Source organism: Pseudomonas sp. PDM31 (assembly GCF_019218965.1).
Classification (GTDB): Bacteria; Pseudomonadota; Gammaproteobacteria; order Pseudomonadales; family Pseudomonadaceae; genus Aquipseudomonas.
Map to the genome: position 1 here is coordinate 117936 of NZ_JAHUWS010000007.1, position 26463 is coordinate 144398.

Consider the following 26463-nt stretch of genomic DNA (forward strand, 5'->3'; position numbering starts at 1 on the left):
CGCTCCCACATTGGGTATTGCGTGGTCGATTACAGACCGTAGCTCATCAGACGATCGTAACGGCGCTTGAGCAGCGCATCGTTGTCGAACTTCTTCAGCATCGCCAGTTGCGAGCTCAGCTCGGCGCGGATCGAAGCAGCAGCAGCGGCCGGATCGCGGTGCGCGCCGCCCAGTGGCTCGCTGATCACTTTATCCACGATGCCAAGGCCTTTGAGGCGTTCGGCGGTGATGCCCATGGCTTCTGCGGCGTCCGGCGCTTTCTCGGCGGTTTTCCACAGGATCGAAGCGCAACCTTCCGGCGAGATCACCGCGTAGGTCGAGTACTGCAGCATGTTCAACTGATCGCAGACACCAATCGCCAGCGCACCACCGGAACCACCTTCACCGATCACGGTGGCGATGATTGGGGTTTTCAGGCGCGCCATCACGCGCAGGTTCCAGGCAATCGCTTCGCTCTGGTTGCGCTCTTCGGCGTCGATGCCAGGGTAGGCGCCCGGGGTGTCGATGAAGGTCAGGATCGGCATTTTGAAGCGCTCGGCCATCTCCATCAGGCGGCAAGCCTTGCGGTAGCCTTCCGGACGCGGCATGCCGAAGTTGCGGCGAACCTTCTCGCGCACTTCACGGCCTTTCTGGTGGCCGATGATCATTACCGGCTTGTCATCCAGACGGGCAATGCCGCCAACGATGGCAGCGTCGTCGGAGAAATGACGGTCACCGTGCAGTTCATCGAACTCGGTGAAGATGTGTTCGATGTAGTCCAGGGTATAAGGACGTTTCGGGTGACGCGCCAGACGTGCGATTTGCCAGCTGGTCAGCTTGCCGAAGATGTCCTCGGTCAGCGTTTTGCTCTTGTCCTGCAGGCGGGAGATCTCATCGCCGATATTCAGCGAATTGTCATTACCGACCAAGCGCAACTCTTCGATCTTGGCTTGCAGGTCGGCGATCGGCTGTTCGAAATCCAGGAAATTCGGGTTCATAGGCGTCCGTCTTGGGTCGACATCCAAGAGAGCTTGGGCCGGCCGGTTGTCTATTCGCGCCCTACCATAAGGGACAGGCGCGTTCAGGTCGAGATTAAAAAATCGGGTCGAGATCGAGGGGCGTTCTCAATAGTAAAGAATGCCACCTCACCGTCAACGGTATTGGAGGAAGACGTTGTCTCGCCCGAACTGGTCACGCAAGGCTTGAATCAACGCATCCGCCGGATCGATTCGCCAGCCTTCGCCGAACTGCAACAAGGCCTTCGCATCGGCGCTGGTGTAGTCCATGGTGACCGGGCACGCGCCGCGGTGACGCTTGAGCAGTTCACCCAGCCAGCGTAGCTGATCGCCCTTGAGGTCTTTGGCATGCAACTTCAGGCGCAGGCTTTCGGCGAGGTTGGTGCGCGCATCTTCCATGCTCATCACCCGCTTGACCCGCAGCTTCAGGCCACCGGAGAAGTCGTCATTGCTGACCTCGCCTTCGACCACCACCATGGCATCGGTCTGCAACAGCGACTGCGCGGAATGGAACGCTTCGGCAAACAACGAAGCCTCGATTCGCCCGGAACGGTCGTCAAGGGTGATGAAGCCCATCTTGTCGCCCTTTTTGTTCTTCATCACCCGCAGGGCGATGATCATCCCGGCGACGGTCTGGGTATCGCGGGCCGGCTTCAGGTCGATGATGCGCTGACGGGCGAAGCGGCGGATTTCACCTTCGTATTCATCAATCGGGTGACCGGTCAGGTACAGGCCCAGGGTGTCTTTTTCCCCTTTCAGGCGTTCCTTGAGGGTCAACTCCTTGGCCTTGCGGTGGTTGGCGTAGACGTCGGCGTCTTCCTCGACGAATAACCCGCCAAACAGGTCGGCGTGCCCACTGTCCTGGGTGCGGGCAGTCTGCTCGGCCGCCTTGATGGCTTCTTCCATGGCCGTCAGCAATACCGCGCGGTTGCGGTCGATATTGGCCTGATAGGCCTTCTGTTCATCATGGAAATACGGGCCAAGGCGATCCAGGGCACCGCTGCGGATCAAGCCGTCGAGGGTCCGCTTGTTGATGCGCTTGAGGTCGACACGGGCGCAGAAATCGAACAGATCCTTGAACGGACCGGCCAACCGCGCTTCGGTGATCGCTTCGACCGGCCCCTCGCCCACGCCCTTGATCGCGCCCAGGCCATAGATGATCCGGCCTTCGTCGTTCACCGTGAACTTGAACTCGGAGGTGTTCACGTCCGGCGCGTCGAGACGCAGCTTCATCGTGCGCACTTCCTCGATCAAGGTCACGACCTTGTCGGTGTTGTGCATATCCGCCGAGAGCACCGCCGCCATGAACGGCGCCGGGTAATGCGCTTTCAGCCACGCGGTCTGGTACGACACCAGGCCATACGCCGCCGAGTGGGATTTGTTGAAGCCGTAACCGGCGAATTTTTCCACCAGGTCGAAGATGTTACCGGCCAGGTCCGCGTCGATGTTGTTGGTGGCGCAACCTTCAATGAAACCACCGCGCTGCTTGGCCATTTCCTCGGGCTTTTTCTTACCCATGGCTCGACGCAGCATGTCTGCGCCGCCGAGGGTGTAACCGGCCATGACCTGGGCAATCTGCATCACCTGTTCCTGATACAGGATGATGCCGTAGGTCGGTGCCAGCACTGGCTTCAAGCCTTCGTACTGGTAATCCGAGTGCGGGTACGCCAGTTCGGCGCGACCGTGCTTACGGTTGATGAAGTCGTCCACCATGCCCGATTGCAGCGGGCCCGGACGGAACAGTGCCACCAGTGCGATCAAGTCTTCCAGGCAGTCGGGCTTGAGCTTTTTGATCAGCTCTTTCATGCCCCGGGATTCAAGCTGGAACACCGCCGTGGTTTCGGCTTTTTGCAGCAGCGAGTAGGTCGGCTTGTCGTCCAGCGGGATAAAGGCGATATCCAGCGGCGGTTCGTTGACCTTGGCGCGGTCGCGGTTGATGGTTTTCAGCGCCCAGTCGATGATCGTCAGGGTCCGCAGGCCGAGGAAGTCGAACTTCACCAGCCCGGCAGCTTCAACGTCGTCCTTGTCGAACTGGGTTACCAGGCCATCACCGGCTTCGTCGCAATAGATCGGCGAAAAGTCGGTCAGCTTGGTCGGTGCGATAACCACACCACCGGCGTGCTTGCCGACGTTACGCACCACGCCTTCGAGCTTGCGGGCCATCTCCCAGATTTCCGCCGCTTCTTCATCGACCTTGATGAAGTCGCGCAGGATTTCTTCCTGCTCGTAGGCCTTTTCCAGGGTCATGCCGACTTCGAACGGAATCATCTTGGACAGGCGATCCGCCAGGCCATAGGACTTGCCCTGCACCCGCGCCACGTCACGCACCACAGCCTTGGCGGCCATGGAACCGAAGGTGATGATCTGGCTCACTGCGTTGCGCCCGTATTTCTCGGCCACGTAGTCGATCACCCGGTCGCGACCATCCATGCAGAAGTCGACGTCGAAGTCGGGCATCGATACCCGTTCCGGGTTGAGAAAACGTTCGAACAGCAGGTCATATTCCAGTGGATCAAGGTCGGTGATCTTCTGCACATAAGCCACCAGCGAGCCGGCCCCCGACCCCCGGCCAGGACCGACCGGCACGCCGTTGCTCTTGGCCCACTGGATAAAGTCCATCACGATCAGGAAGTAACCGGGGAAACCCATCTGGATGATGATATCCAGCTCGAAATTCAGCCGGTCGACGTAGACCTGACGCTTGGCTTCGTAGTCTTCGGTAGTGTCCTTGGGCAGCAGAACGGCAAGGCGCTCCTCCAGACCATCGAAGGACACCTTGCGGAAATACTCGTCGATGGTCATGCCATCGGGAATCGGGAAGTTGGGCAGGAAGTGCGTGCCCAGCTTCACTTCAATGTTGCAGCGCTTGGCGATCTCGACGGTGTTTTCCAGCGCCTCGGGAATGTCGCTGAACAGCTCGGCCATTTCCTCGGCGCTTTTGAGGTACTGCTGGTCGCTGTAGTTCTTCGAACGCCGCGGATCGTCGAGGGCGCGGCCCTCGCCGATGCAAACGCGGGTTTCGTGGGCGGCGAAGTCTTCCTGCTTGATGAAGCGCACGTCGTTGGTTGCCACCAGCGGCGCACCAATCTTCTCGGCCAGCGCCACGGCACCGTGCAGTTGTTCTTCATCATTGGGGCGGTTGGTGCGCTGGATTTCCAGGTAGAAACGATCCGGGAAGACCGCCATCCACTCACGGGCCAGGGTTTCGGCTTCCGCGGGGTTGCCGCTGAGCATGGCCTGGCCGATCTCGCCCTCTTTCGCCGCCGAGAGCATGATCAAGCCGTCGCTTGCCTCGGCGACCCACTCGCGCTCGATGATGATCGAGCCGTTGCGCTGACCATCGATGAAACCGCGAGAAATCAGCTCGGTGAGGTTGCGATAACCTTCGGCATTCATCACCAGCAGGCTGATGCGGCTCAGCGGGTTATCCGGGTCCTTGTTCGACAGCCACAGGTCAGCGCCGCAGATCGGCTTGATCCCGGCACCCATGGCGTTTTTATAGAATTTGACCAGGGAACACATGTTGTTCTGGTCGGTGACCGCGACGGCAGGCATGTTCATGCCCACCAGGGTCTTGACCAGCGGCTTGATCCGCACCAGACCGTCGACCAGGGAGTATTCAGTGTGCAGGCGTAGATGAACGAATGAAGCCGGCATAGTGATCCTGCGTTGAGTCATGAAAACAACAAGGCCCGGATTGTACCGGGCCTTGGCAAAAAAAATCAGCCTTGTGGCTAACTCTCGATCAGGCTTTCCCGCGCTTCGTATGCCAGACGCACTGGAGCGAACGAGCGCCGGTGAATAGGCGTCGGCCCCAGGCGCGCGAGCGCTTCCAGATGAACGGGCGTCGGGTAGCCTTTATGGCCGCCGATCCCGTAACCCGGGTAGATCAATTCGAAAGCAGCCATTTCACGGTCACGGCTGACCTTGGCCAGGATCGATGCCGCGGCGATCGCCGGCACCTTGCCATCGCCCTGCACCACCGCCTCGGCACGCATCGGCAGTTTCGGGCAACGGTTGCCGTCGATCATCGCCAGTTTCGGCTGGATGTGCAGACCTGCCACCGCGCGCTGCATGGCCAGCATGGTGGCGTGAAGGATGTTCAGCTCGTCGATTTCTTCGACTTCAGCGCGAGCGATGCACCAGCTCAGAGCCTTTTCGCAGATTTCGTCGTAGAGTTTTTCGCGCCGCGCCTCGGTGAGCTTTTTCGAGTCATTCAGACCGAGGATCGGACGGTTCGGATCAAGGATCACCGCCGCCGTGACCACCGCGCCACAGAGCGGGCCGCGACCGACCTCATCGACTCCGGCAACCAGTTCTTCGACTTCGGCGACCAAGGTGAAATCCAGGCCCATTTGCATGCTTGTTTTACTCATTGTGCTTGGCCGATCAACTTCAGTACTGCGTCCGCAGCCTGATTGGAGGCATCCAGACGCAGGGTCCGGTGAATTTCATCGAAGCCACGGGTCTGCTCTTCGCCACCTTCGATCAGCGGCGACAACGTCTGGGCCAGGGTCTCGACCGTCGCATCGTCCTGCAACAACTCGGGCACCAGCAATCGCTGGGCCAGCAGGTTCGGCAGGGAGACGTACGGGCTTTTCACCATGCGCCTGAGAATCCAGAACGTCAGAGGCGCCATTCGGTAGGCGACCACCATTGGCCGCTTGTACAGCAGCGCTTCAAGCGTCGCCGTTCCCGAGGCAATCAGCACGGCGTCGCAGGCCGCCAGCGCCAGATGGGACTGACCGTCGAGCAACGTCAGGGGCAAGTCGCGACCGGCCAACAGCTCTTCAAGCTGCGCCCGACGCTGCGGGCTGGCGCAAGGCACGACGAAGCGCACGCCCGGACGCAGGGCCCGCAGGCGTTGCGCCGTATCGAAAAACAATGCGCCAAGCCGGCCGACTTCACCGCCGCGGCTGCCAGGCATCAGCGCTACCAGCGGCCCGTCAGGCAATCCGAGCTGAGCCCGGGCGGCCGCGCGATCGGCCTCAAGCGGTATGGCATCGGCCAGGGTGTGCCCGACAAATCGCACCGGCACGCCCTTTTCTTCATAGAATTTCGCTTCGAACGGGAACAGCGTAAGCATCAGGTCGCAACCCTCGCGAATCTTCAACACCCGCTTCTGCCGCCAGGCCCAGACCGACGGGCTGACGTAATGCACGGTCTTGATCCCGGCCTGACGCAGCTTGAGTTCGATATTGAGGTTGAAGTCCGGGGCATCGATACCGATGAACACATCCGGCTTCGCGGCGATCAGGTCGGCAACCAGCTTCTTGCGTCGCGCCAGCAACTCGCGCAACCGGCCCAGCACTTCCACCAGGCCCATGACCGACAGGCGTTCCATGGGGAAGTACGAAGTCAGGCCTTCGGCCTGCATCAACGGCCCGCCGACACCAATGAACTCGACCGCCGGGTGTTGAGCCTTGAGCGCGCGCATGAGACCGGCGCCCAGAATGTCACCGGAAGCCTCGCCAGCCACCAGCGCAATACGCAGATTGGCCATGATTAGCGGGTGATGCCGCGAGTCGAAGACTGGATGGAGTCGCGAAATACCGCCACTTCCGGGAATTGCGCCGAGGGTTCGGCCAGCTCGGCGAGCGCCTGCTCTACCGTCAGGCCCTGGCGGTAAACCACCTTGTAGGCGCGACGCAGGGCGTGAATGGCGTCCTCGCTGAAACCACGACGGCGCATGCCTTCGAAGTTCATGCTGCGGGCTTCGGCCGGGTTACCGAACACTGTGACGTAGGCAGGAACATCCTTGCCGATGGCGGTGCCCATGCCGGAAAAGCTGTGAGCGCCGATGTGGCAGTACTGATGGACCAGGGTAAAGCCGGACAGGATCGCCCAGTCATGCACGTGCACGTGGCCAGCCAGTGCAGTGTTGTTCACCAGGATGCAATGATTGCCGATGACGCTGTCGTGACCGATGTGCGCGTAGGCCATGATCAGATTGTGATCGCCCAGGGTCGTTTCCGCACGGTCCTGGATGGTGCCACGGTGAATCGTCACGCCCTCACGGATGGTGTTGTGGTCGCCAATTACCAGGCGGGTCTCTTCGCCTTTGTATTTGAGGTCCGGCGTGTCTTCACCCACCGAGGAAAACTGGTAGATGCGGTTGTGCTTACCAATCCGGGTCGGCCCTTTGAGGATCACGTGTGGCCCGATCACTGTCCCCTCGCCGATTTCCACACCTGCGCCGATGATCGACCATGGGCCGACCTCGACACCCTCGGCCAGTACGGCCGTCGGATCGATGATTGCGCGAGGGTCAATCAAACTCATAGCTTGCGTTCCGCACAGATGATTTCAGCGGAGCAGACCGGCTTGCCATCGACCGAAGCCTGGCATTCGAACTTCCAGATCTGACGCTTGCAGCTCAGGAACTTGGCTTCAAGGATCAACTGATCGCCCGGCAACACCGGCTGACGGAAGCGCAGCTTGTCGGAGCCGACGAAGTAGTAAAGGGTGCCGTCGGCCGGCTTCACATCGAGCATTTTGAAACCAAGGATCCCGGCAGCCTGAGCCATCGCTTCGATGATCAGTACGCCCGGCATGATTGGATGCGCAGGGAAATGACCATTGAAGAACGGTTCGTTGATGCTGACATTCTTGTAGGCGCGAATGCGCTTGCCTTCCACATCGAGGTCCACTACCCGGTCCACCAGCAGGAACGGGTAACGGTGAGGCAGGTATTCGCGAATCTCGTTGATGTCCATCATTTCGGGGGGAAGCCTATGTAAAGATTGGGAGCGCGCGAGGGGCACGCACTCCTCTAGCAAATCAAGGATGCAGTCTAGTAGCTGTGCATACTTGATATGGAAATGGTATCAGCCATCTGATGAAGCATTACCGTCAGGGGTCACTTCCCCAACCTGCTTTTCCAGTTGTCGCAGTCGCCGCGCGATGTCATCGAGCTGGCGGATGCGTGCCGCGCTTTTGCGCCACTCGGCAGCCGGTTGCATGGCTGTACCGGAAGAATAGGCACCCTTTTCAGTTATCGAATGGGTCACCATGGTCATTCCGGTGATGAAAACGTTGTCGCAAATTTCGATATGCCCCACCAGCCCTACGCCACCGGCAAGCATGCAATGCTTGCCGATCTTGGTGCTGCCGGAAATCCCCACGCAGGCAGCCATGGCGGTGTGATCGCCGACCTGCACGTTGTGGGCAATCTGGATCTGGTTGTCGAGCTTGACGCCATTACCGAGAATGGTATCGGCCAGCGCGCCGCGATCTATAGCGGTATTCACGCCGATCTCAACATCGTCACCGACCAACACACCACCGATCTGGGCGATTTTCTGCCAGACACCTTTCTCGTTGGCAAAACCGAAGCCTTCCCCGCCGAGCACGGCACCGGACTGAATGACCACTCGCTTGCCGATGCGCACGTCGTGGTACAGCGTGACACGCGGGGCCAACCAGCCGCCTTCGCCGATTTCGCAGCGCGCACCGATGAAGCAATGAGCGCCGATGGTCACGCCCGCAGCAATACGCGCGCCGCTTTCTATTACCGCAAACGCACCGATGCTCGCTGCCGGATCAACCACTGCGTCCTCGGCCACTGCCGCTGTCGGGTGAATACCGGCAACTGCCTTGGGCTTGGGATCGAACAAATGGGAAATGCGCGCGTAGGCCAGGTACGGATCAGGCACCACCAGGGCATCACCGGAAAAACCTTCGGCATCAGCAGCCTTCAGCAACAGGGCTGCGGCCCGGCTGTCTGCCAGGTATTTACGGTATTGAGGATTTGCCAGAAAGCTCAACTGAGCTGGGCCAGCCTCCTGCAAGGTGGCTAGCCCAGTGATTGCTTTCTCCGGGTCGCCACGTAACGTGGCGCCGAGGAACTCGGCCAGCTGGCCGAGCTTTATAGTCGCTGTCATGGTTACTTCAGCTGATTCATGCGCTCGATAACCTGGCGAGTGATGTCGTACTGAGGTTTGACATCAATCACTGCGCCACGCTCGAAGACCAGGTCAAAAGCACCTTTCTTGATGACTTCTTCCACAGCGCTGTCCAGTTTCGGCTTGAGCTGCTTCAGCATTTCACGGTCGGCAACAGCTTTGGCTTCGTTCAGCTCCTTGGACTGGAACTGGAAGTCACGGGCCTTTTGCTTGAACTCGAGCTCAAGGCGCTCACGCTCGCCTTGCTGCATCTTGTCGCCACCTGCCACCAGACGATCCTGGATGCCCTTGGCGCTGCTTTCCAGCGTCTTGAGCTTGGTCAACTGAGGACCGAACTTCTTCTCGGCATCCACAGCGTATTTCTTGGCTGCGTCGGATTCCAGCAGAGCCATCTGATAGTTCAGGACAGCGATTTTCATGTCGGCAAATGCCGGGCCTGCTACCAGTACGGAAGCCAGCAGAACCAATTGAGTCAACTTACGCACGATGCACCCCTAAAAAATCCGTTGTCGTTATCTTGGGTCAGACGCTTAGAACGTCTGGCCGAGGGAGAATTGGAACACTTGAGTATCAGCGTCATCCGGTTTCTTCACTGGCATGGCCAAAGCGAAGCTCAGAGGACCCAGCGCAGTCACCCAGGTCACGCCTAAACCGACAGAACTGGCCATGTTGCTCAGGCTGATGTCGTTGCACTTGGTATTGGACGGAGTGCCATCGGCGTTGGTGCTATCGGAGCACGACGAGTCGAATACGTTACCCACATCCCAGAATACCGAGGTGCGCAGGGAACGTTGATCCTTGACGAACGGCAGAGGGAACAGCAGTTCTGCACCACCCTGGATCAGGACGTTACCACCAAACGGCAGCGGATCCTGGTCCGGGTCAAACGCGGTGCCGGGATTCTTGCCGGTACTTGGCGTACTGCGAGGACCCAGGGAGCTGTCCTTGAAGCCACGTACCGAGTTGAAGCCACCAGCATAGTAGTTTTCATAGAACGGCAAGCCATCGGTCGAACCGTAACCATCGCCATAACCCAATTCGGTATGCAGTCGCACCGTGTAGTTTTCGGTCAGCGGCTGGAACAACTGGCCACGGTAGTCGAGCTTGAAGAACGACAGGTCGCTGCCAGGGATGGTGCTTTCCAGCACCAGGCTCTGGGAGTGGCCACGGGTGGCGAGCACGCCCTTGTTCAGGGTGGACTCGGACCAACCGGCCGACGCCTTGAAGTTCAGGTACTTGTCGCCTTCCTGGTTTACGAAGTCGAAAATCTCGTCAACGGTGTAAACGCCGGTCTTGATTTCGTCTTGTTGCGCATTCAGGCCGAAGGTCAGACGCGAAGTCTCGCTTATTGGATAACCGACACTCACACCGGCACCCAGGCTGTCTACGGCGTAGCTGGCAACGTCAGTATCGAGTTCATCGTAGTCAGTCGTGCGGTAGAACGCGTTGTAACCCAGGCTCACGCCATCGGCGGTCCAGTAGGGGTCAACGAAACCGAAGTTGTAGCGGGTCTGGTATTCGCTTTTGGTCAGGCCGACGCTGACCTTGTTACCGGTACCCAGGAAGTTGTTCTGGGTGATCGAACCACCGAGAATCAAGCCCGCGCTCTGGGCGAAACCGACGCTGGCGGTGATCGAACCGGAAGCCTGCTCTTCAACGCTGTAGTTGACATCGACCTGGTCATCGACACCTGGCACGGCCGGAGTCTCTACGTTGACTTCCTTGAAGAAGCCCAGACGCTCCAGACGGGTCTTGGATTGGTCGATCAGGTAGGTCGAAGCCCAGCCGCCTTCCATCTGACGCATTTCACGACGCAGTACTTCGTCTTCGGACTTGGTATTGCCACGGAAGTTGATGCGATTGACGTAAGCACGCTTGCCCGGATCGACAGCAAAGGTGATGTCCACGGTGTGGTCGTCATCGTGAGGCACTGGCACGCCGTTGACGTTGGCGAAGGTGTAACCCTCGTTACCCAGACGACGGGTGATCAGTTCAGACGTGGTGGTCATCAGCTTGCGCGAGAACACCTGGCCCTTCTCAACCAGCAACAGCGACTTGACCTGGTCTTCAGGGACTTTCAGGTCACCGCTGAGCTTGACGTCACGAACGGTGTACTTCTCGCCTTCGTTGACGTTGACAGTGATATAGACGTGCTTTTTGTCCGGAGTGATCGAAACCTGGGTCGAAGCGATATCCATGTTGATATAGCCACGATCCAGGTAGTAGGAACGCAGGCGCTCCAGGTCACCGGACAGTTTTTCACGGGCGTACTTGTCGTCGTTCTTGAAGAACGACAACCAGTTGGTGGTCTTGAGTTCGAACAGGTCGACCAGGTCTTCTTCAGGGAAGACGGTGTTACCCACCACGTTGATGTGCTGGATAGCGGCAACCGTACCTTCGTTGATGTTGACCTTCAGGCCGACGCGGTTACGCGGCTGCGGCACGACTTCGGTATCGACGGTAGCCGAGTAGCGACCCTGAGCGACGTACTGGCGCTGCAGTTCGTTACGTACACCTTCGAGGGTGGCGCGCTGGAAGATCTCGCCTTCGGCCAGACCGGATTGCTTGAGGCCTTTCATCAGATCTTCAGTGGAGATCGCCTTGTTGCCTTCGATCTCGATACTGGCGACCGATGGACGCTCCACTACCGTGATGACAAGTACGTTGCCATCGCGACCCAGCTGGATATCTTGAAAGAAACCGGTTTTGAACAACGCACGAGTGGATTCCACCAGGCGACGATCATCCGCCTGTTCACCGACGTTCAACGGCAAGGCACCAAAGACGCTACCCGCGGAGACCCGCTGGAGGCCATTGACGCGAATATCAGAGATAGTGAAGGACTCGGCGTGAACTTCGGCGATCATCAATACGGTGAGAACCGCAGTTAGCAGCAGACGTTTCATGAAGTCCTTTCTTATTCCAACTGGCAATAAACAAACTGCCGCAAAATGCGGCAGATTCGCAATTCAGCGACGTTACAGACGGCCCAGATCATTGACCAGAGCGAGCAACATCACTCCGATCACCAAACTGATACCGATCTGTATCCCCCAACCTTGCACCCGATCTGACAAGGGACGACCACGCGCCCACTCGATCAGATAAAACAACAAATGCCCCCCATCCAGTACAGGAATGGGCAGCAGATTCAGAACTCCCAGGCTAATACTCAGATACGCAAGGAAATTCAGGAAATCAGCGACACCCGACTGGGCCGAAGCGCCCGCCACTTTAGCAATGGTTATCGGTCCACTCAAGTTTTTTACCGAGAGCTCGCCGAACAACATTTTCTTGAGCGAATCGAGGGTCAGTACGCTCATGGTCCAGGTACGTCGTGCACCTTCGCCAATCGCGGCCAGCGGACCGTAGCTTACCTCGCGAACCATCTCCGGCGGCCAGTCCACCGCCTTGACACCCGCCCCCAGGTATCCACTGGGTGCCTTGCTCTCGCCACGGGCAGCCAGGGTGACAGGGACATCGATCTGCGCACCGTCACGCTCGACCCGCAGCATGATTTTGCTGTCCGGCTGCTTGCGCACGGTATCAACGACCTGCTGCCAGTCCTCGAGCGGGCGACCATCGAGCGCCAGCAAGCGGTCACCGGTCTTCAGGCCGGCCGCCTGGGCTGGCCCCTTCGGATCGAGCTCAGCCAGCACCGGCGGCAACGCCGGACGCCAAGGGCGAATACCCAGCGAATGAATCGGATCGGGCTCATCGGCCCCTTTCAGCCATTTATCCAGCGCCAGTTCGCGTGGCGAATCAGCCGTGGAACCCTGCTCACGGACCATTACCTGCAGGGAACCGCTTTCCCCCAGGCGACGGACCAATTGCAGATTCACCGCAGCCCAGCCGGTAGTCGGTTCGCCGTCGATGGCAACAATTTCCTGGCCCGGGCTCAACCCGGCCTTCGCGGCAATGCTGCCAGACTCGACTGCGCCGATGACCGGGCGCACCTGCTCGCTTCCCAGCATCGCCAGCGCCCAGAAGAACACCAAGGCCAGCAGGAAGTTGGCAATCGGTCCTGCCGCTACGATAGCAATACGCTGGCGGACAGATTTACGGTTGAAAGACTGATCGATCTGGTCGAGGGGAACTTCACCTTCGCGCTCGTCGAGCATTTTCACGTAGCCGCCCAACGGGATGGCGGCCACTACGAACTCGGTACCCTGCTTGTCGTGCCAGCGCAGCAACGGCATGCCAAAGCCCACGGAGAAACGCAGCACTTTGACCCCACAGCGACGCGCGACCCAAAAGTGGCCGAACTCGTGGAAGGTAACCAGCACACCCAAAGCGACCAGGGTGCCGACAATCATATAGAGCGCGCTCATCTACTTTCTCCGCAATCCTATCCGCTGCTGCATGGGTTCAATCTGTGCGCAGCACTTACCGCCCGTGACGACTCAACCATTGTCCGGCCAGTTCTCGCGCCTTCGCGTCCGCCGTGAACACTGCCTGCAGATCATTCACTACGACCACGGGCTCGAGATTCAATACTTCCTCGATGATACTCGCGATTTCCAGGTAACGTACCCGTCCGTCGAGAAATGCCGCCACAGCCACTTCGTTCGCAGCATTGAGCATGGCCGGCGCACTGTTACCGGCTTGCGCAGCCTGCCGGGCCAGCCGCAGACACGGGAAACGCTCTTCGTCGGGCGCCTCGAAATCCAGGCGGGCAATGGCAAACAGATCCAGTGGCGCCACGCCCGAGTCGATTCGTTCCGGCCACGCCAGCGCATTGGCGATCGGTGTACGCATGTCCGGGTTGCCCAGTTGAGCCAGCACGGACCCGTCCACATAATCGACCAGCGAATGAATCACGCTCTGCGGATGGATCACCACTTCGACCTGGGACGGCTGGGCATCGAACAGCCAGCAGGCCTCGATCAATTCGAGCCCTTTGTTCATCATGCTGGCCGAGTCGACAGAAATCTTGCGCCCCATGGACCAATTCGGGTGCGCGCACGCCTGATCAGGTGAAACATGCGCCAGTTCGGCCATGGGTGTCTGTCGGAACGGACCGCCGGAGGCTGTCAGTAAAATCCGACGCACCCCCACTTCGCCCAGGCCACGGGCGAAATCGCGCGGCATGCACTGGAAAATCGCGTTGTGCTCACTGTCGATCGGCAACAACACCGACCCACTCTTGCGCACTGCCTGCATGAACAGCGCACCGGACATGACCAGCGCTTCTTTGTTGGCCAGCAGAATTTTTTTGCCGGCCTCGACCGCTGCCAGTGTCGGACGCAAGCCTGCCGCACCGACAATCGCCGCCATGACCGCGTCGACTTCAGGATCGGCGGCCACCTGACACAGCCCCTCCTCACCCACCAGGACACGGGTGGCAAGGCCCGCAGCACGCAAATCGTCCTGCAGGCGTCGAGCCCCTGCCGCCTCGGGCACCACGGCGAAACGCGGGTTGTGACGTACGCAAAGCGCCAGCAACTCGCTCAAGCGCGTGTAACCGCTCAGGGCAAAAACCTGGTAACGCTCGGGATGACGAGCGATAACGTCAAGGGTGCTCAGGCCAATCGAGCCGGTAGCACCCAGAACGGTAATCTGCTGCGGGCGGCTCATGGAGCGGCCATCCACAGCAATACGGCAAACACCGGGATCGCAGCGGTCAGGCTGTCGATTCGATCCAGCACGCCACCGTGACCGGGCAACAGGTTACTGCTGTCCTTGATGCCTGACTGACGCTTGAACATGCTTTCGGTGAGGTCACCCACCACCGAGATAAACACGATCAAGGCCGCGCCGATCAGCCCCTTGAACAGCTCGGCAACGGTCCAGTCGCGGAAAAAGCCGACGAGCACGGTGATGACCAGACTCAGGGCCAGGCCTCCGTAGACGCCCTCCCAACTCTTGCCCGGACTGACCTGCGGCGCCAGCTTGCGCTTGCCGAAGGCCCGGCCGGAAAAGTAGGCGCCGATGTCAGCCCCCCACACCAGCACCATAACCGCCATGATCAGCCAGTTGCCCAGCGGGTACTGCTTGATCTGCACCAGACCTTGCCAGGCCGGCAGCAGGATCAGCAGACCGATCACCAGCTTGCAGGCCGCGCTGGCCCAATGCTCGCTGGAGCGTGGATAGGTCAGCACCAGCCACGTCGCAACACCCCACCAGAGCACCGAGGCACCCAGTACCCAGGGCGCCAGCCCCGGCACAAGGTGCATGACAAACAACATCAAGGCGACGACAGCGGCATAGGCGACACGGACTGGCTGAGCGGTAAAGCCCGCCAGGCGTGCCCATTCCCAGGCACCCAGCGTGACGACCAGCCCGATGAACAGCGCAAAACCGGAACCCTCGAGCAGAAAAAACCCGCACAGGGCTATCGGCAGCAGGATCAGCGCAGTGATGATTCGTTGTTTAAGCATTAAACCCGGGCTCCAGCTTCGACCTGCTCGCTCGTTTTACCGAAGCGGCGCTGGCGGGAAGCGAAATCGGCCAGCGCGTTACGCATGGCGTCGTGTTTGAAGTCCGGCCAGAACAGGTCGGAGAAGTACAACTCGGCATAAGCCAGCTGCCACAACAGGAAGTTGCTGATGCGGTGCTCACCCCCCGTGCGGATGCACAGGTCCGGCAACGGCAGATCACCGGTAGCCAGGCAGGTCTGCAACAACTCAGGGGTAATGTCCTCCGGACGCAGATGCCCGGCCTGGACTTCCCTTGCCAGTCGCTGCGCCGCTTGCGCGATATCCCATTGGCCGCCGTAGTTGGCGGCGATCTGCAGGACGAAACGATTGGCACCCGCGGTCATGGCCTCGGCTTCGCGCATCGCGGCCTGAAGCTCGGGATGAAAGCGCGAGCGGTCACCAATGATGCGCAAACTGATGTTGTTTTCGTCGAGGCGCTTGGCCTCGCGACGCAACGCCTTGAAGAACAGATCCATCAAGGCGCTGACCTCATCGGCGGGGCGCTGCCAGTTCTCGCTGGAGAACGCGAACAGGGTCAATACTTCGACCTTGGCCTCGGCACACACCTCAATAACCGCACGAACCGCATCCACACCCGCTTTATGCCCGGCGACACCCGGCATAAAGCGTTTTTTCGCCCAGCGATTATTACCATCCATGATGATCGCGACATGGCGCGGCACCGGGGACGGTGCAACCTGCTTGGTCTTTTCCATGAAAACGCGACCCTTATACGGCCATCAGGTCCGCTTCTTTTTGCTTGGTCGCCGCGTCGATATCGGCCTCTGCCTTGTCGGTGAGTTTCTGAATATCGGCAGCAGCACGACGCTCTTCGTCTTCGCTGATTTCCTTGTCCTTGACCAGTTTCTTCAGGTCACCCAGCGCGTCGCGACGGATGTTGCGCACGGCAACACGGGCATCCTCTGCAGCGCTGCGAGCCTGCTTGGTGAAGCCCTTGCGGGTTTCCTCGGTCAGGGCCGGCATGGAGATCAGCAGCAACTCACCCAGGTTCGTCGGGTTGAGGTTCAAGCCCGCGCTCTGGATCGCCTTGTCGACTGCCGCGAGCATGTTGCGCTCGAACGCCACGACCTGGAGGGTCCGGGAATCTTTCACAGTCACGTTGGCGACGCCGCTCAGCGGGGTGTCAGCACCGTAGTACGGCACCATCACGCTACCCAGAATACTCGGGTGAGCCTTGCCGGTACGGATCTGCCCAAAGGCGTGGGACAGAGACTCCAGGGACTTCTGCATGCGCTCTTGAGCGTCTTTCTTGATTTCGTTGATCATTGTTGGCCTTCCTCGATCAGGGTCCCTTCAGCGCCGCCATGTACGATGTTCAGCAGGGCGCCGGGCTTGTTCATGTTAAAGACGCGCAGCGGCATCTTGTGGTCGCGGCACAGGCAGATGGCCGTCAGATCCATCACACCCAGCTTGCGATCCAGTACTTCATCGTAGGTCAGATGATCGAACTTCTCGGCATGCGGGTCTTTGAATGGGTCGGCGGTGTAGACGCCATCGACCTTGGTCGCCTTGAGCACGACATCGGCATCGATTTCGATTGCACGCAGGCAGGCCGCCGAATCCGTCGTGAAGAACGGGTTACCGGTACCGGCAGCGAAAATCACTACATCCTTGGAGTTCAGGTGACGCATGGCCTTGCGGCGATCATAGTGATCAGTCACGCCAACCATGGAAATGGCCGACATGACGATGGCCGAGATGTTGGCACGCTCAAGCGCGTCGCGCATGGCCAGGGCGTTCATCACAGTGGCCAGCATGCCCATGTGGTCGCCCGTGACCCGATCCATGCCAGCCTTGCTCAGCGCTTCACCACGGAAAAGGTTGCCGCCGCCGATGACCAGACCCACCTGGACACCGATGCCGACCAGTTGACCAACTTCCAGGGCCATGCGATCCAGAACTTTCGGGTCGATCCCGAACTCTTCCGAGCCCATCAGGGCCTCGCCGCTGAGCTTGAGTAGAATGCGTTTATAGCGAGCCTGATAACCACTGCCCTGCTGAGCCATTGCGAATCTCTCCTGCGGCGTATTTTAAAAATTCTTTGCGAGCTGTTTTCAGCTGGCGTTCACTCTAGCTTGGTGCTGCTTCAGCGCCATCGGAACATGGCTTTGTAAGCCAGTTCCAACAGGAAACCAAATAAAAATTGGTACCCCATCTGAAAAGAGGCTGCGCGCGTGAGCGGGCAGCCTCTTCAGGGCGACAGTTAAAAAACCGTCTTATTGCTTGGCGGCAGCCAGCTGTGCGGCAACTTCTTCAGCGAAGTTGTCGACTGGCTTCTCGATGCCTTCGCCTACTTTGAAGTAAGTGAAGGAAACGATTTCAGCGCCGGCTTTCTTGGCCAGGGCACCCACGGTGATTTCCGGGTTCATGACGAAAGCTTGCTCAACCAGGCTGGCTTCGGCCAGGAACTTGGTGATACGGCCAGCGATCATCTTCTCGACGATTTCAGCTGGCTTGCCTTTCATCTTGTCTTCGTTCAGGGACAGGAAAACGCCCTTCTCGCGCTCGATGGCTTCTGGCGAAACCTGCGATGGCAGCAGGAACTCAGGGTTGCTTGCCGCCACGTGCATGGCGATCTCTTTGGCCAGCTGAACATCGCCGCCCTTGAGAACAACAGCAACACCGATCTTGTTACCGTGCAGGTAGGTGCCGACTACGTCACCTTCCACGCGTACCAGACGGCGGATGTTGACGTTTTCGCCAACTTTGGCAACCAGGGCTTCACGAGCAGGTTCCTGAGCGGCGATCAGCGGAGCTGCGTCGGTCAGTTTCTCGGCGAAAGCTTTTTCTACGCTGGCAGCAACGAAGTTTTTGAAGTCGTCTTGCAGGGCCAGGAAGTCGGTCTGCGAGTTAACTTCCAGCAGTACGGCGCACTTGTCGTCAGCCTTGATGGCGATAGCGCCTTCAGCGGCAACGTTGCCAGCTTTCTTGGCAGCCTTGATCGCGCCCGAAGCACGCATGTCATCAATGGCTTTTTCGATGTCGCCGCCAGCCTTGGTCAAGGCCTTTTTGCAATCCATCATGCCTTCGCCGGTACGCTCGCGCAGTTCTTTGACCAACGCTGCAGTAATCTCTGCCATTTCAAAATTCCTCTTGGATAGGTTATCAACCATTCCACCCGATCGAACGGGCGTTCAATTCTTCCCGAACCACCCTTGTTAGCTGCCGCACGTTACAGATAAAGCAGTGGGCGCCGACAAATGGTTTTCGAGGTGGCAAAAAGGGGGCCAAGCCCCCTTTTTGCTTACTGAGTCAACGCCAGGGCGTCAATTACTCAGCTGCAGCTGCCGGAGCTTCTTCAACGAAGACTTCGGTGCCGCCGGAAACGTTGTTGCGACCACGGATCACAGCGTCAGCCATCGAACCCATGTACAGCTGGATAGCGCGGATTGCGTCATCGTTGCCTGGGATGATGTAGTCAACGCCTTCCGGGCTGCTGTTGGTATCGACTACGCCGATAACCGGGATGCCCAGCTTGTTGGCTTCGGTGATCGCGATGCGCTCGTGATCAACGTCGATAACGAACAGAGCGTCTGGCAGACCGCCCATGTCCTTGATACCACCCAGGGAACGATCGAGCTTTTCCAGGTCACGGGAGCGCATCAGCGCTTCTTTCTTGGTCAGCTTGGCGAAAGTACCGTCTTCGGCTTGTACTTCAAGGTCACGCAGACGCTTGATGGAAGCACGGATGGTTTTGAAGTTGGTCAGCATGCCGCCCAACCAGCGGTGATCGACGTACGGCGAACCGCAACGTGCTGCTTCTTCAGCAACGATCTTGCCAGCGGAACGCTTGGTGCCGACGAACAGAATCTTGTTTTTGCCCTGGGCCAGACGCTCTACGAAAGTCAGAGCTTCGTTAAACATTGGCAGGGTTTTTTCAAGGTTGATGATGTGAATCTTGTTACGCGCGCCAAAAATGTACTTACCCATTTTCGGGTTCCAGTAACGGGTCTGGTGACCGAAGTGCACACCGGCCTTCAGCATATCGCGCATGTTGACTTGGGACATGATAGTTCCTTAATAAGTCGGGTTTGGCCTCCACGTATCCCAATGACCAACCAGCAGCTTCAGCTGAAGGCACCCAGGTCATCGTGTCGACACGTGTGTGGATTTAGGCTTTTCGGGACATCCCCGGAAAGCGGCGCATTTTATACCACAGGGCAGGCAAAAACGGAACCCGGATTATGAAATCCCGGCGCCGAGCCTTGGAATCCGCCAGCAATCCACCATTCTATAAGGAGAAGCGACGCACAGAGGCGCTGATTTGCGCTGATCGTCTGGTAGAATCGCATTTTTCAGGGCTGCGAAGTTCGATCGCGCAACGCCCTTTCCGTTTAGAAAGCGCCTTCGAGCGCAGAGAGAGCCTGTATGACCGTCACCCTCAAAACCCCCGAGGATATCGCCAAGATGCGTATCGCCGGCAAGCTGGCCGCCGATGTGCTGGAAATGATTGCCGAACATGTCAAGCCGGGCGTTACCACCGATCAACTGAACCAGATCTGCCACGACTATATCGTCAACGAGCAGAAGGCCATCCCTGCCCCGCTCAATTACAAGGGTTACCCGAAGTCGATCTGCACGTCGATCAACCACGTGGTCTGCCACGGCATCCCGAACGACAAGCCGCTCAAGGATGGCGACACACTGAACATCGACGTCACCGTCATCAAGGACGGTTACCACGGCGATACCAGCCGCATGTTCCACGTCGGCAGCGTGCCGGTCTGGGCCGAGCGCCTGTCCCAGGTCACCCAGGAATGCATGTACAAGGCGATTGAAATCGTCAAACCCGGCTGCCGCCTGGGCGACATCGGTGAAATCATCCAAAAGCACGCGGAAAAGAACGGCTTTTCGGTGGTTCGCGAGTTCTGTGGCCACGGCATCGGCAAGGTATTTCACGAAGAGCCGCAGATCCTGCACTACGGCCGTGCCGGTACCGGTATGGAATTGAAAGCCGGCATGACCTTCACCATCGAGCCGATGATCAACCAGGGCCGTGCCGACACCAAGGTATTGGGCGACGGCTGGACCGCGATTACCAAGGACCGCAAGCTGTCTGCCCAGTGGGAGCACACCCTGCTGGTGACCGAGACCGGTTACGAGATCTTCACCCTGCGCAGCGACGATACCATCGCACGCGTTTCGGCCTGAGTCCGACCAGCCGTTACCCAGCCTTATAGAAAGGAATGCCAATCGATGCCGCAGGTGGATCCCGAACTCTTCGACCGCGGCCAGTTCCAGGCTGAACTGGCCCTGAAGGCAAGCCCGATATCGGCCTTCAAGAAGGCCATCCGCCAGGCCCGGGAAGTGCTCGACTCGCGGTTTCGCAGCGGCCGGGACATTCGCAGGCTGATCGAGGATCGTGCCTGGTTCGTCGATAACATCCTGCAAAAGGCCTGGGATCAGTTTGACTGGAGCGAAGACGCCGACATTGCGCTGGTCGCGGTCGGCGGCTACGGCCGCGGCGAACTGCACCCTTACTCCGATATCGATTTGCTGATCCTGCTGGACAGTGCAGACCATGAAATTTTCCGCGACTCCATCGAGCGCTTCCTGACCCTGCTGTGGGACATTGGCCTGGAAGTAGGACAGAGCGTTCGCTCGGTCGAGGAATGCGCCGTCGAGGCACGCGCCGACCTGACGGTAGTCACCAACCTGATGGAAAGCCGCACCATTACCGGCCCGGAGCACCTGCGCCAGCGCATGCTGGATGTCACCAGCACCGCGCACATGTGGCCGAGCAAGGACTTTTTCCTGGCCAAGCGCGCCGAGCAGAAAGCCCGCCATCACAAGTACAACGACACCGAGTACAACCTGGAGCCCAACGTCAAAGGCTCGCCCGGCGGATTACGGGACATCCAGACGATTCTGTGGGTGGCCCGTCGCGAGTATGGCACCCTGAACCTGCGAGCACTGGCCGGCGAAGGCTTCCTGGTCGAAAGCGAAAACGCCCTGCTGGCGTCTTCCCAGGAGTTTCTGTGGAAGGTTCGCTACGCCCTGCACATGCTCGCCGGCCGCGCTGAAGACCGCCTGCTGTTCGATCACCAGCGCACCATCGCCGGACTGCTGGGCTTCGAGGGCAATGACGTCAAGCAAGCCATCGAAAGCTTCATGCAGCAGTATTACCGGGTGGTCATGAGCATCGCCCAGCTCAGCGACCTGATCATCCAGCACTTCGAGGAAGTCATCCTCGCACCGGAAGACGAAGCGCCGCCGCAACCGATCAACTCGCGATTCCAGCTGCACGACGGCTACATCGAGGCGCGCAACAACAATGTGTTCCGCCGCACGCCATTCGCCATGCTGGAAATCTTTGTGCTGATGGCCCAGCAGCCGGAAATCAAAGGCGTGCGCGCCGACACCATTCGTCTGTTGCGCGAACACCGCCATCTGATCGACGACGATTTTCGCAACGATATCCGCAACACCAGCCTGTTCATCGAGCTGTTCAAGTGCAAGATCGGCATTCACCGCAATCTGCGGCGGATGAACCGTTACGGCATTCTCGGGCGTTATCTGCCGGAGTTCGGCCTGATCGTCGGGCAGATGCAACACGACCTGTTTCACATCTATACGGTCGATGCGCACACCCTGAACCTGATCAAACACCTGCGTAAATTGCAGTACACCCAGGTGTCGGAAAAATTCCCGTTGGCCAGCAAGGTCATGGGCAAGCTGCCCAAGCCCGAACTGATCTACCTGGCCGGTCTATACCATGACATCGGCAAGGGCCGGCATGGCGATCACTCGGAGATCGGCGCGGTCGATGCCGAAACCTTTTGCCAGCGCCATCAGTTGCCGGTGTGGGACAGTCGCCTGATCGTCTGGCTGGTGCAATACCATTTGGTCATGTCGACCACTGCCCAGCGCAAGGACCTGTCCGACCCGCAGGTAATCCACGATTTTGCCCACGCCGTCGGCGATGAAACCCGCCTCGATTATTTGTATGTGCTGACCGTCGCCGACATCAACGCCACCAACCCGACCCTGTGGAATTCCTGGCGTGCCAGCCTGTTGCGCCAACTCTATACCGAGACCAAGCGCGCCCTGCGCCGCGGCCTGGAAAACCCGGTGGACCGCGAAGAGCAGATCCGCCAGACCCAGAGCGCAGCCCTGGACATTCTCGTGCGTGGCGGCACCGATCCGGACGACGTCGAGCAACTGTGGTCGCAATTGGGCGATGACTACTTCCTGCGCCACACCGCCGGCGACGTTGCCTGGCACAGTGATGCGATCCTCCAGCAACCGGCTGACGGCGGGCCGCTGGTGTTGATCAAGGAAACCACCCAGCGCGAGTTCGAAGGCGGTACGCAGATCTTCATCTATGCGCCGGACCAGCACGACTTCTTCGCCGTGACCGTGGCGGCGATGGACCAGCTCAACCTGAACATTCACGACGCCCGGGTCATCACCTCCAGCAGCCAGTTCACCCTCGACACCTACATCGTGCTCGATACCGACGGCGATTCGATCGGCGACAACCCGGCGCGGGTCAAACAGATCCGCGATGGCCTGACAGAAGCCTTGCGCAACCCGGACGACTACCCGACGATCATCCAGCGCCGGGTGCCACGCCAGCTCAAGCACTTCGCCTTTGCACCGCAGGTGACGATCCACAACGACGCCCAACGCCCGGTGACTGTGCTGGAGCTCACGGCTCCCGACCGCCCGGGCCTGCTGGCGCGAATCGGCACGATATTCCTGGAGTTCGACCTGTCGCTGCAGAACGCCAAGATTGCCACCCTGGGCGAACGGGTGGAGGACGTGTTCTTCATTACCGACGCAAATAATCAGCCGCTGTCCGACCCGCTGCTGTGCAGCCGCTTGCAGGATGCAATCGTCGAGCAATTGAGCGTCAACCAGGAACCCGATATCAAACTGTCGCGCATCAGCATCTGAATCAACAAATTTCCCACTGTGAAAGCAGATTTCTGTGGCGAGGGGGCTTGCCCCCGTTGGGCTGCGAAGCGGCCCTAAAACCTCAAGCGCGGTCTATCAGATAAACCGCATATCATGGTTTTACGACTGCTACGCAGTCGAACGGGGGCAAGCCCCTTCGCCACGCAGGCCTGCCTCCACACTGAACGAGGCCCCCGATGAACAACGCTCTGACCCAGCTCCAGCCCTACCCGTTCGAAAAGCTCCGTGCCCTGCTCGGCAGCGTCACGCCAAACCCGGACAAACGCGCCATCGCACTGTCCATCGGCGAGCCGAAACACCGCTCGCCGAGCTTTGTCGCCGAGGCCATGGCCAGCAACCTGGATCAGATGGCGGTGTATCCGACCACCCTCGGCATCCCGGCCCTGCGTGAAGCTATCGCCGCCTGGTGCGAGCGTCGCTTCAACGTACCTGGCGGCTGGATCGACCCCGCGCGCAACGTCCTGCCGGTCAACGGCACCCGTGAAGCCCTGTTTGCCTTCACTCAGACCGTGGTCAACCGGGGCGACGACGCACTGGTCGTGAGCCCGAACCCCTTCTACCAAATCTACGAAGGCGCCGCGTTCCTCGCCGGGGCCAAGCCGCACTACCTGCCGTGCCTGGATGAAAACGGCTTCAACCCGGACTTCGACGCGGTATCGCCAGACATCTGGAAACGCTGCCAGATCCTGTTCCTGTGCTCGCCGGGCAACCCGACCGGCGCGCTGATCCCGGTCGAAACCCTGAAAAAACTGATCGCCCTGGCCGACGAACACGACTTCGTGATCGCCGCCGACGAGTGCTACAGCGAACTGTACTTCGACGAGCAGACCCCACCGCCAGGCTTGCTCAGCGCCTGCGTGGAACTGGGCCGTAAAGACTTCAAGCGTTGCGTGGTGTTCCACAGCCTGTCCAAGCGCTCCAACCTGCCAGGCCTGCGTTCGGGCTTTGTCGCCGGTGATGCCGACATCCTCAAGGGCTTCCTGCTCTATCGCACCTACCATGGCTGCGCAATGCCGGTGCAGACGCAACTGGCCAGCGTTGCAGCATGGAACGACGAAGTGCACGTGCGGGCCAACCGTACGCTGTATCGGGAGAAGTATGATGCGGTGCTGGCAATCCTGAGCCCGGTGATGGATGTACAACGCCCGGATGGCAGCTTCTACCTGTGGCCGAATGTGGCCGGCGACGATGCCGCCTTCTGCCGTGACCTGTTCGAGCAGGAACATGTGACCGTGGTGCCGGGTTCCTACCTGTCGCGGGATGTCGATGGCATCAATCCGGGCGCAGGGCGTGTGCGCATGGCGTTGGTTGCACCGCTGGCCGAATGTGTGGAAGCGGCAGAACGTATTCGCGACTTCATCCTGCGCCGCAAATAACCGCCTGCGTTATTTCACCTGACCGAGCTTGGCTTCACTCAGGTCCAGCTCGCCCAGCACCTCACGCAACACGTCATCGCCAATCTGGTGATGACGGCTGAGGCTGTACAACTCCAGGCGCTGCGCCCGCAGCGCTTTCAAACGCAGGCGCCGTTCGAGCAAGTCCATCTGCAAGGCCAAGGCCTGGGCTTCTGCCGAGTCATTGAAGATATCCAGTTGGTGCCGATATTCGGACATGATCCGCGCTTTCAGCTCTGCGGCCAGCGCTGCCTGGGCCGCATCCTGAGGGCCGGCCTCTTCGGATTCCAGCGCATGAATGGCCGCCTCGGCGGTTTTACGCCAGGCCTCGCGTATTTCATTGCGACGCTTGTCGTCGGGGCTTTTATCGATACCGCGCAACAACAGCGGCAGAGCGATACAGGCGGCGATCAGCGACAACAGGATCACACCGGCGGCGATGAAAATCAGTAGATCACGCTCCGGGAACGCCACCCCACCCATCAGCAACGGCACCGACATCACACCGGCCAGCGTCACCGCTCCGCGCACCCCGCCCACGGTCAGCAACCAGCAAGACCGCGCAGTCGGCAACTGGGTCATTTCACCCTTGCCGCGCAGACGCCGCAGAAGGATCGACGCTCGCCAGATGCTCTGCACCCAGACATACCGCAGTGCCAATAGCACCAGGAAAATCGCCACCACGTCAAAGCAGCGATACAGCAGCGTCGGCCACAGCGAGGTTTCGTGGCTGGCCACCGCTTTGATGATGTCCGGCAGTTGCAAGCCCAGCAGCAGGAAGATCAGGCCGTTGAAGGCGAACTCCAGCAACGACCAGACGCTGCGATTGAGCAAGCGCGTATTGGTCTGGCGCGGCAGCAGGTCGAGCCAGCTCTGCATCATGCCCGCCGCCACCGCCGACAGAATGCCCGACACTTCCACGCGCTCGGCCAGCACGTAGGCGGCGAACGGCAGCAACAACATGAACACCACATGGGTCGCCGGATCATCCCAGCCGCGGGCTATCATCCAGGCGCGCAAGCGCCCGACCAGCCAACTCAAGGCCACGCCGACAGCCAGGCCGCCGACGGCCACCAGCACGAACGTAACGCTGGCAGTGGCCAGGGAGAACACACCTGTCACAGCCGCCACCAGGGCAAACTTGAACGTCACCAGGCCCGAGGCGTCGTTCATCAGCGCCTCGCCCTGCAACATGTGCATCAAGGGCGTCGGCAAACGGTTCTGGGAGATCGCCGAGACTGCCACGGCGTCGGTGGGCGACAACACGGCCGCCAGGGCGAAGGCGACGGGCAACGGTATGCTCGGCAACAGCCAGTGGATGAAATATCCCGCACCGACCACGGTAAACAACACCAACCCCACGGCCAGGGTCAGAATCGGCCCGCGCAAACGCCAGAATTCGCGCTTGGGCATGCGCCAGCCGTCAGAGAACAGCAGCGGCGGCAGGAACAGAAACAGGAACAACTCCGGATCAAGGGCCACATGTAACCCCAGCGTCGGCCAGGCGAGCAAGGCTCCGGCGGCGATTTGCACCAGTGGCAACGGCAACGGCACCACCCGTCCGATCAGGCGTGAAACGCCAACCAGCATCAGCAGGATCAGGACGGTGTAGGCGGTTTGCATAAATCTCGGATCCCGGACAATCGACAGCGCACAAGTGCCATATTAGCCGCATAGACTGCGCCTGACCGTTGCACCATTGTCGCACAGGCTTGTACAGGTCCTGCGTACGAATGACATATCCACCACAGCCGACGCGAAACCGTCCGGTCATGGCATAATCCGTCACCGTTTATTCGACAGTACCTGC

General features: G+C 59.6%; 21 protein-coding genes. 3 read left to right on the top strand and 18 right to left on the bottom strand.

Features of this window, described 5'->3' with window-relative positions; genetic code table 11:
* Window positions 1–29 precede the first annotated feature (29 nt).
* The 17 genes from KW839_RS15440 to rpsB all read right to left on the bottom strand — a co-directional run bounded on the left by KW839_RS15440 (window position 30) and on the right by rpsB (window position 19347).
* A complete protein-coding gene (locus KW839_RS15440) occupies window positions 30–977 on the bottom strand; it encodes an acetyl-CoA carboxylase carboxyltransferase subunit alpha (protein ID WP_060541041.1) in 948 nt (315 codons plus the stop codon).
* Between the two features lie 153 nt (window positions 978–1130).
* Window positions 1131–4652, bottom strand: a complete 3522-nt coding sequence (gene dnaE, locus KW839_RS15445; RefSeq protein ID WP_218424770.1) for a DNA polymerase III subunit alpha — start codon at window positions 4650–4652, stop codon at window positions 1131–1133.
* Window positions 4653–4729: 77 nt separating this feature from the next.
* Entirely contained in the window at window positions 4730–5356 is a 627-nt protein-coding gene (gene rnhB / locus KW839_RS15450; protein ID WP_060541039.1) for a ribonuclease HII, read from the bottom strand.
* A gap of 11 nt (window positions 5357–5367) precedes the next feature.
* Window positions 5368–6498 carry a lipid-A-disaccharide synthase gene (gene lpxB / locus KW839_RS15455; RefSeq protein ID WP_060541038.1) on the bottom strand — a complete coding sequence of 377 codons (1131 nt, stop codon included), beginning with the start codon at window positions 6496–6498 and terminating at the stop codon, window positions 5368–5370.
* A gap of 2 nt (window positions 6499–6500) precedes the next feature.
* Entirely contained in the window at window positions 6501–7277 is a 777-nt protein-coding gene (gene lpxA / locus KW839_RS15460; protein ID WP_060541037.1) for an acyl-ACP--UDP-N-acetylglucosamine O-acyltransferase, read from the bottom strand.
* Complete coding sequence (fabZ, locus tag KW839_RS15465) at window positions 7274–7714, bottom strand: 3-hydroxyacyl-ACP dehydratase FabZ (protein ID WP_007907157.1); 441 nt, start codon at window positions 7712–7714, stop codon at window positions 7274–7276. Before fabZ ends, lpxA begins: the two co-directional genes overlap by 4 nt.
* A 108-nt stretch (window positions 7715–7822) precedes the next feature.
* On the bottom strand, window positions 7823–8878 hold the full coding sequence (gene lpxD / locus KW839_RS15470; protein ID WP_060541036.1) for a UDP-3-O-(3-hydroxymyristoyl)glucosamine N-acyltransferase: 1056 nt from the start codon (window positions 8876–8878) through the stop codon (window positions 7823–7825).
* A gap of 2 nt (window positions 8879–8880) precedes the next feature.
* Window positions 8881–9384 carry an OmpH family outer membrane protein gene (locus KW839_RS15475; RefSeq protein ID WP_060541035.1) on the bottom strand — a complete coding sequence of 168 codons (504 nt, stop codon included), beginning with the start codon at window positions 9382–9384 and terminating at the stop codon, window positions 8881–8883.
* Between the two features lie 45 nt (window positions 9385–9429).
* Complete coding sequence (gene bamA / locus KW839_RS15480; protein WP_060541034.1) at window positions 9430–11805, bottom strand: outer membrane protein assembly factor BamA; 2376 nt, start codon at window positions 11803–11805, stop codon at window positions 9430–9432.
* 72 nt (window positions 11806–11877) lie between these two features.
* Window positions 11878–13230: a sigma E protease regulator RseP gene (gene rseP / locus KW839_RS15485; RefSeq protein WP_218424771.1), complete on the bottom strand. Its 1353-nt coding sequence runs from the start codon at window positions 13228–13230 to the stop codon at window positions 11878–11880.
* A 55-nt stretch (window positions 13231–13285) separates the two neighbouring features.
* Window positions 13286–14476, bottom strand: coding sequence for a 1-deoxy-D-xylulose-5-phosphate reductoisomerase (gene ispC, locus KW839_RS15490; protein WP_060541032.1), 1191 nt, complete (start codon window positions 14474–14476; stop codon window positions 13286–13288).
* Window positions 14473–15279: a phosphatidate cytidylyltransferase gene (locus KW839_RS15495; protein WP_060541031.1), complete on the bottom strand. Its 807-nt coding sequence runs from the start codon at window positions 15277–15279 to the stop codon at window positions 14473–14475. The genes ispC and KW839_RS15495 overlap by 4 nt, the downstream gene beginning before the upstream one ends.
* The gene (gene uppS, locus KW839_RS15500; protein ID WP_060541030.1) at window positions 15279–16034 is read right to left on the bottom strand and encodes a polyprenyl diphosphate synthase; all 756 of its coding nucleotides are present in this window, start codon (window positions 16032–16034) and stop codon (window positions 15279–15281) included. Before uppS ends, KW839_RS15495 begins: the two co-directional genes overlap by 1 nt.
* Window positions 16035–16047: 13 nt before the next feature.
* Window positions 16048–16605 carry a ribosome recycling factor gene (frr, locus tag KW839_RS15505; protein ID WP_028622555.1) on the bottom strand — a complete coding sequence of 186 codons (558 nt, stop codon included), beginning with the start codon at window positions 16603–16605 and terminating at the stop codon, window positions 16048–16050.
* Window positions 16602–17345: a UMP kinase gene (gene pyrH / locus KW839_RS15510; RefSeq protein ID WP_003222124.1), complete on the bottom strand. Its 744-nt coding sequence runs from the start codon at window positions 17343–17345 to the stop codon at window positions 16602–16604. Before pyrH ends, frr begins: the two co-directional genes overlap by 4 nt.
* Window positions 17346–17555: 210 nt before the next feature.
* The gene (tsf, locus tag KW839_RS15515) at window positions 17556–18419 is read right to left on the bottom strand and encodes a translation elongation factor Ts (protein WP_060541029.1); all 864 of its coding nucleotides are present in this window, start codon (window positions 18417–18419) and stop codon (window positions 17556–17558) included.
* A 190-nt stretch (window positions 18420–18609) separates the two neighbouring features.
* On the bottom strand, window positions 18610–19347 hold the full coding sequence (rpsB, locus tag KW839_RS15520; RefSeq protein ID WP_060541028.1) for a 30S ribosomal protein S2: 738 nt from the start codon (window positions 19345–19347) through the stop codon (window positions 18610–18612).
* Between the two features lie 360 nt (window positions 19348–19707).
* Here rpsB and map point away from each other — a divergent pair, with 360 nt between their 5' ends.
* The 3 genes from map (at window position 19708) to dapC (ending at window position 24635) form a co-directional block, all read left to right on the top strand.
* Window positions 19708–20490 carry a type I methionyl aminopeptidase gene (map, locus tag KW839_RS15525; protein WP_060541027.1) on the top strand — a complete coding sequence of 261 codons (783 nt, stop codon included), beginning with the start codon at window positions 19708–19710 and terminating at the stop codon, window positions 20488–20490.
* A gap of 45 nt (window positions 20491–20535) precedes the next feature.
* On the top strand, window positions 20536–23238 hold the full coding sequence (locus tag KW839_RS15530; RefSeq protein ID WP_060541026.1) for a [protein-PII] uridylyltransferase: 2703 nt from the start codon (window positions 20536–20538) through the stop codon (window positions 23236–23238).
* Window positions 23239–23435: 197 nt separating this feature from the next.
* A complete protein-coding gene (gene dapC / locus KW839_RS15535) occupies window positions 23436–24635 on the top strand; it encodes a succinyldiaminopimelate transaminase (protein ID WP_218424772.1) in 1200 nt (399 codons plus the stop codon).
* A 9-nt stretch (window positions 24636–24644) separates the two neighbouring features.
* Here the strand turns inward: dapC and KW839_RS15540 are convergent, their stop codons facing one another.
* Window positions 24645–26276, bottom strand: a complete 1632-nt coding sequence (locus tag KW839_RS15540; protein ID WP_218424773.1) for a Na+/H+ antiporter — start codon at window positions 26274–26276, stop codon at window positions 24645–24647.
* Window positions 26277–26463 lie beyond the last annotated feature (187 nt).

Coding starts and splice junctions, on each gene's coding strand:
- rpsB (WP_060541028.1), bottom strand. CDS start 19,347: ATGTCCCAAGTCAACATGCGCGATATGCTGAAGGCCGGTGTGCACTTC.
- lpxA (WP_060541037.1), bottom strand. CDS start 7,277: ATGAGTTTGATTGACCCTCGCGCAATCATCGATCCGACGGCCGTACTG.
- bamA (WP_060541034.1), bottom strand. CDS start 11,805: ATGAAACGTCTGCTGCTAACTGCGGTTCTCACCGTATTGATGATCGCC.
- KW839_RS15540 (WP_218424773.1), bottom strand. CDS start 26,276: ATGCAAACCGCCTACACCGTCCTGATCCTGCTGATGCTGGTTGGCGTT.
- map (WP_060541027.1), top strand. CDS start 19,708: ATGACCGTCACCCTCAAAACCCCCGAGGATATCGCCAAGATGCGTATC.
- rnhB (WP_060541039.1), bottom strand. CDS start 5,356: ATGCAAATGGGCCTGGATTTCACCTTGGTCGCCGAAGTCGAAGAACTG.
- dnaE (WP_218424770.1), bottom strand. CDS start 4,652: ATGCCGGCTTCATTCGTTCATCTACGCCTGCACACTGAATACTCCCTG.
- tsf (WP_060541029.1), bottom strand. CDS start 18,419: ATGGCAGAGATTACTGCAGCGTTGGTCAAAGAACTGCGCGAGCGTACC.
- frr (WP_028622555.1), bottom strand. CDS start 16,605: ATGATCAACGAAATCAAGAAAGACGCTCAAGAGCGCATGCAGAAGTCC.
- KW839_RS15495 (WP_060541031.1), bottom strand. CDS start 15,279: ATGCTTAAACAACGAATCATCACTGCGCTGATCCTGCTGCCGATAGCC.
- lpxD (WP_060541036.1), bottom strand. CDS start 8,878: ATGACAGCGACTATAAAGCTCGGCCAGCTGGCCGAGTTCCTCGGCGCC.
- KW839_RS15530 (WP_060541026.1), top strand. CDS start 20,536: ATGCCGCAGGTGGATCCCGAACTCTTCGACCGCGGCCAGTTCCAGGCT.
- uppS (WP_060541030.1), bottom strand. CDS start 16,034: ATGGAAAAGACCAAGCAGGTTGCACCGTCCCCGGTGCCGCGCCATGTC.
- KW839_RS15440 (WP_060541041.1), bottom strand. CDS start 977: ATGAACCCGAATTTCCTGGATTTCGAACAGCCGATCGCCGACCTGCAA.
- pyrH (WP_003222124.1), bottom strand. CDS start 17,345: ATGGCTCAGCAGGGCAGTGGTTATCAGGCTCGCTATAAACGCATTCTA.
- lpxB (WP_060541038.1), bottom strand. CDS start 6,498: ATGGCCAATCTGCGTATTGCGCTGGTGGCTGGCGAGGCTTCCGGTGAC.
- dapC (WP_218424772.1), top strand. CDS start 23,436: ATGAACAACGCTCTGACCCAGCTCCAGCCCTACCCGTTCGAAAAGCTC.
- rseP (WP_218424771.1), bottom strand. CDS start 13,230: ATGAGCGCGCTCTATATGATTGTCGGCACCCTGGTCGCTTTGGGTGTG.
- fabZ (WP_007907157.1), bottom strand. CDS start 7,714: ATGATGGACATCAACGAGATTCGCGAATACCTGCCTCACCGTTACCCG.
- ispC (WP_060541032.1), bottom strand. CDS start 14,476: ATGAGCCGCCCGCAGCAGATTACCGTTCTGGGTGCTACCGGCTCGATT.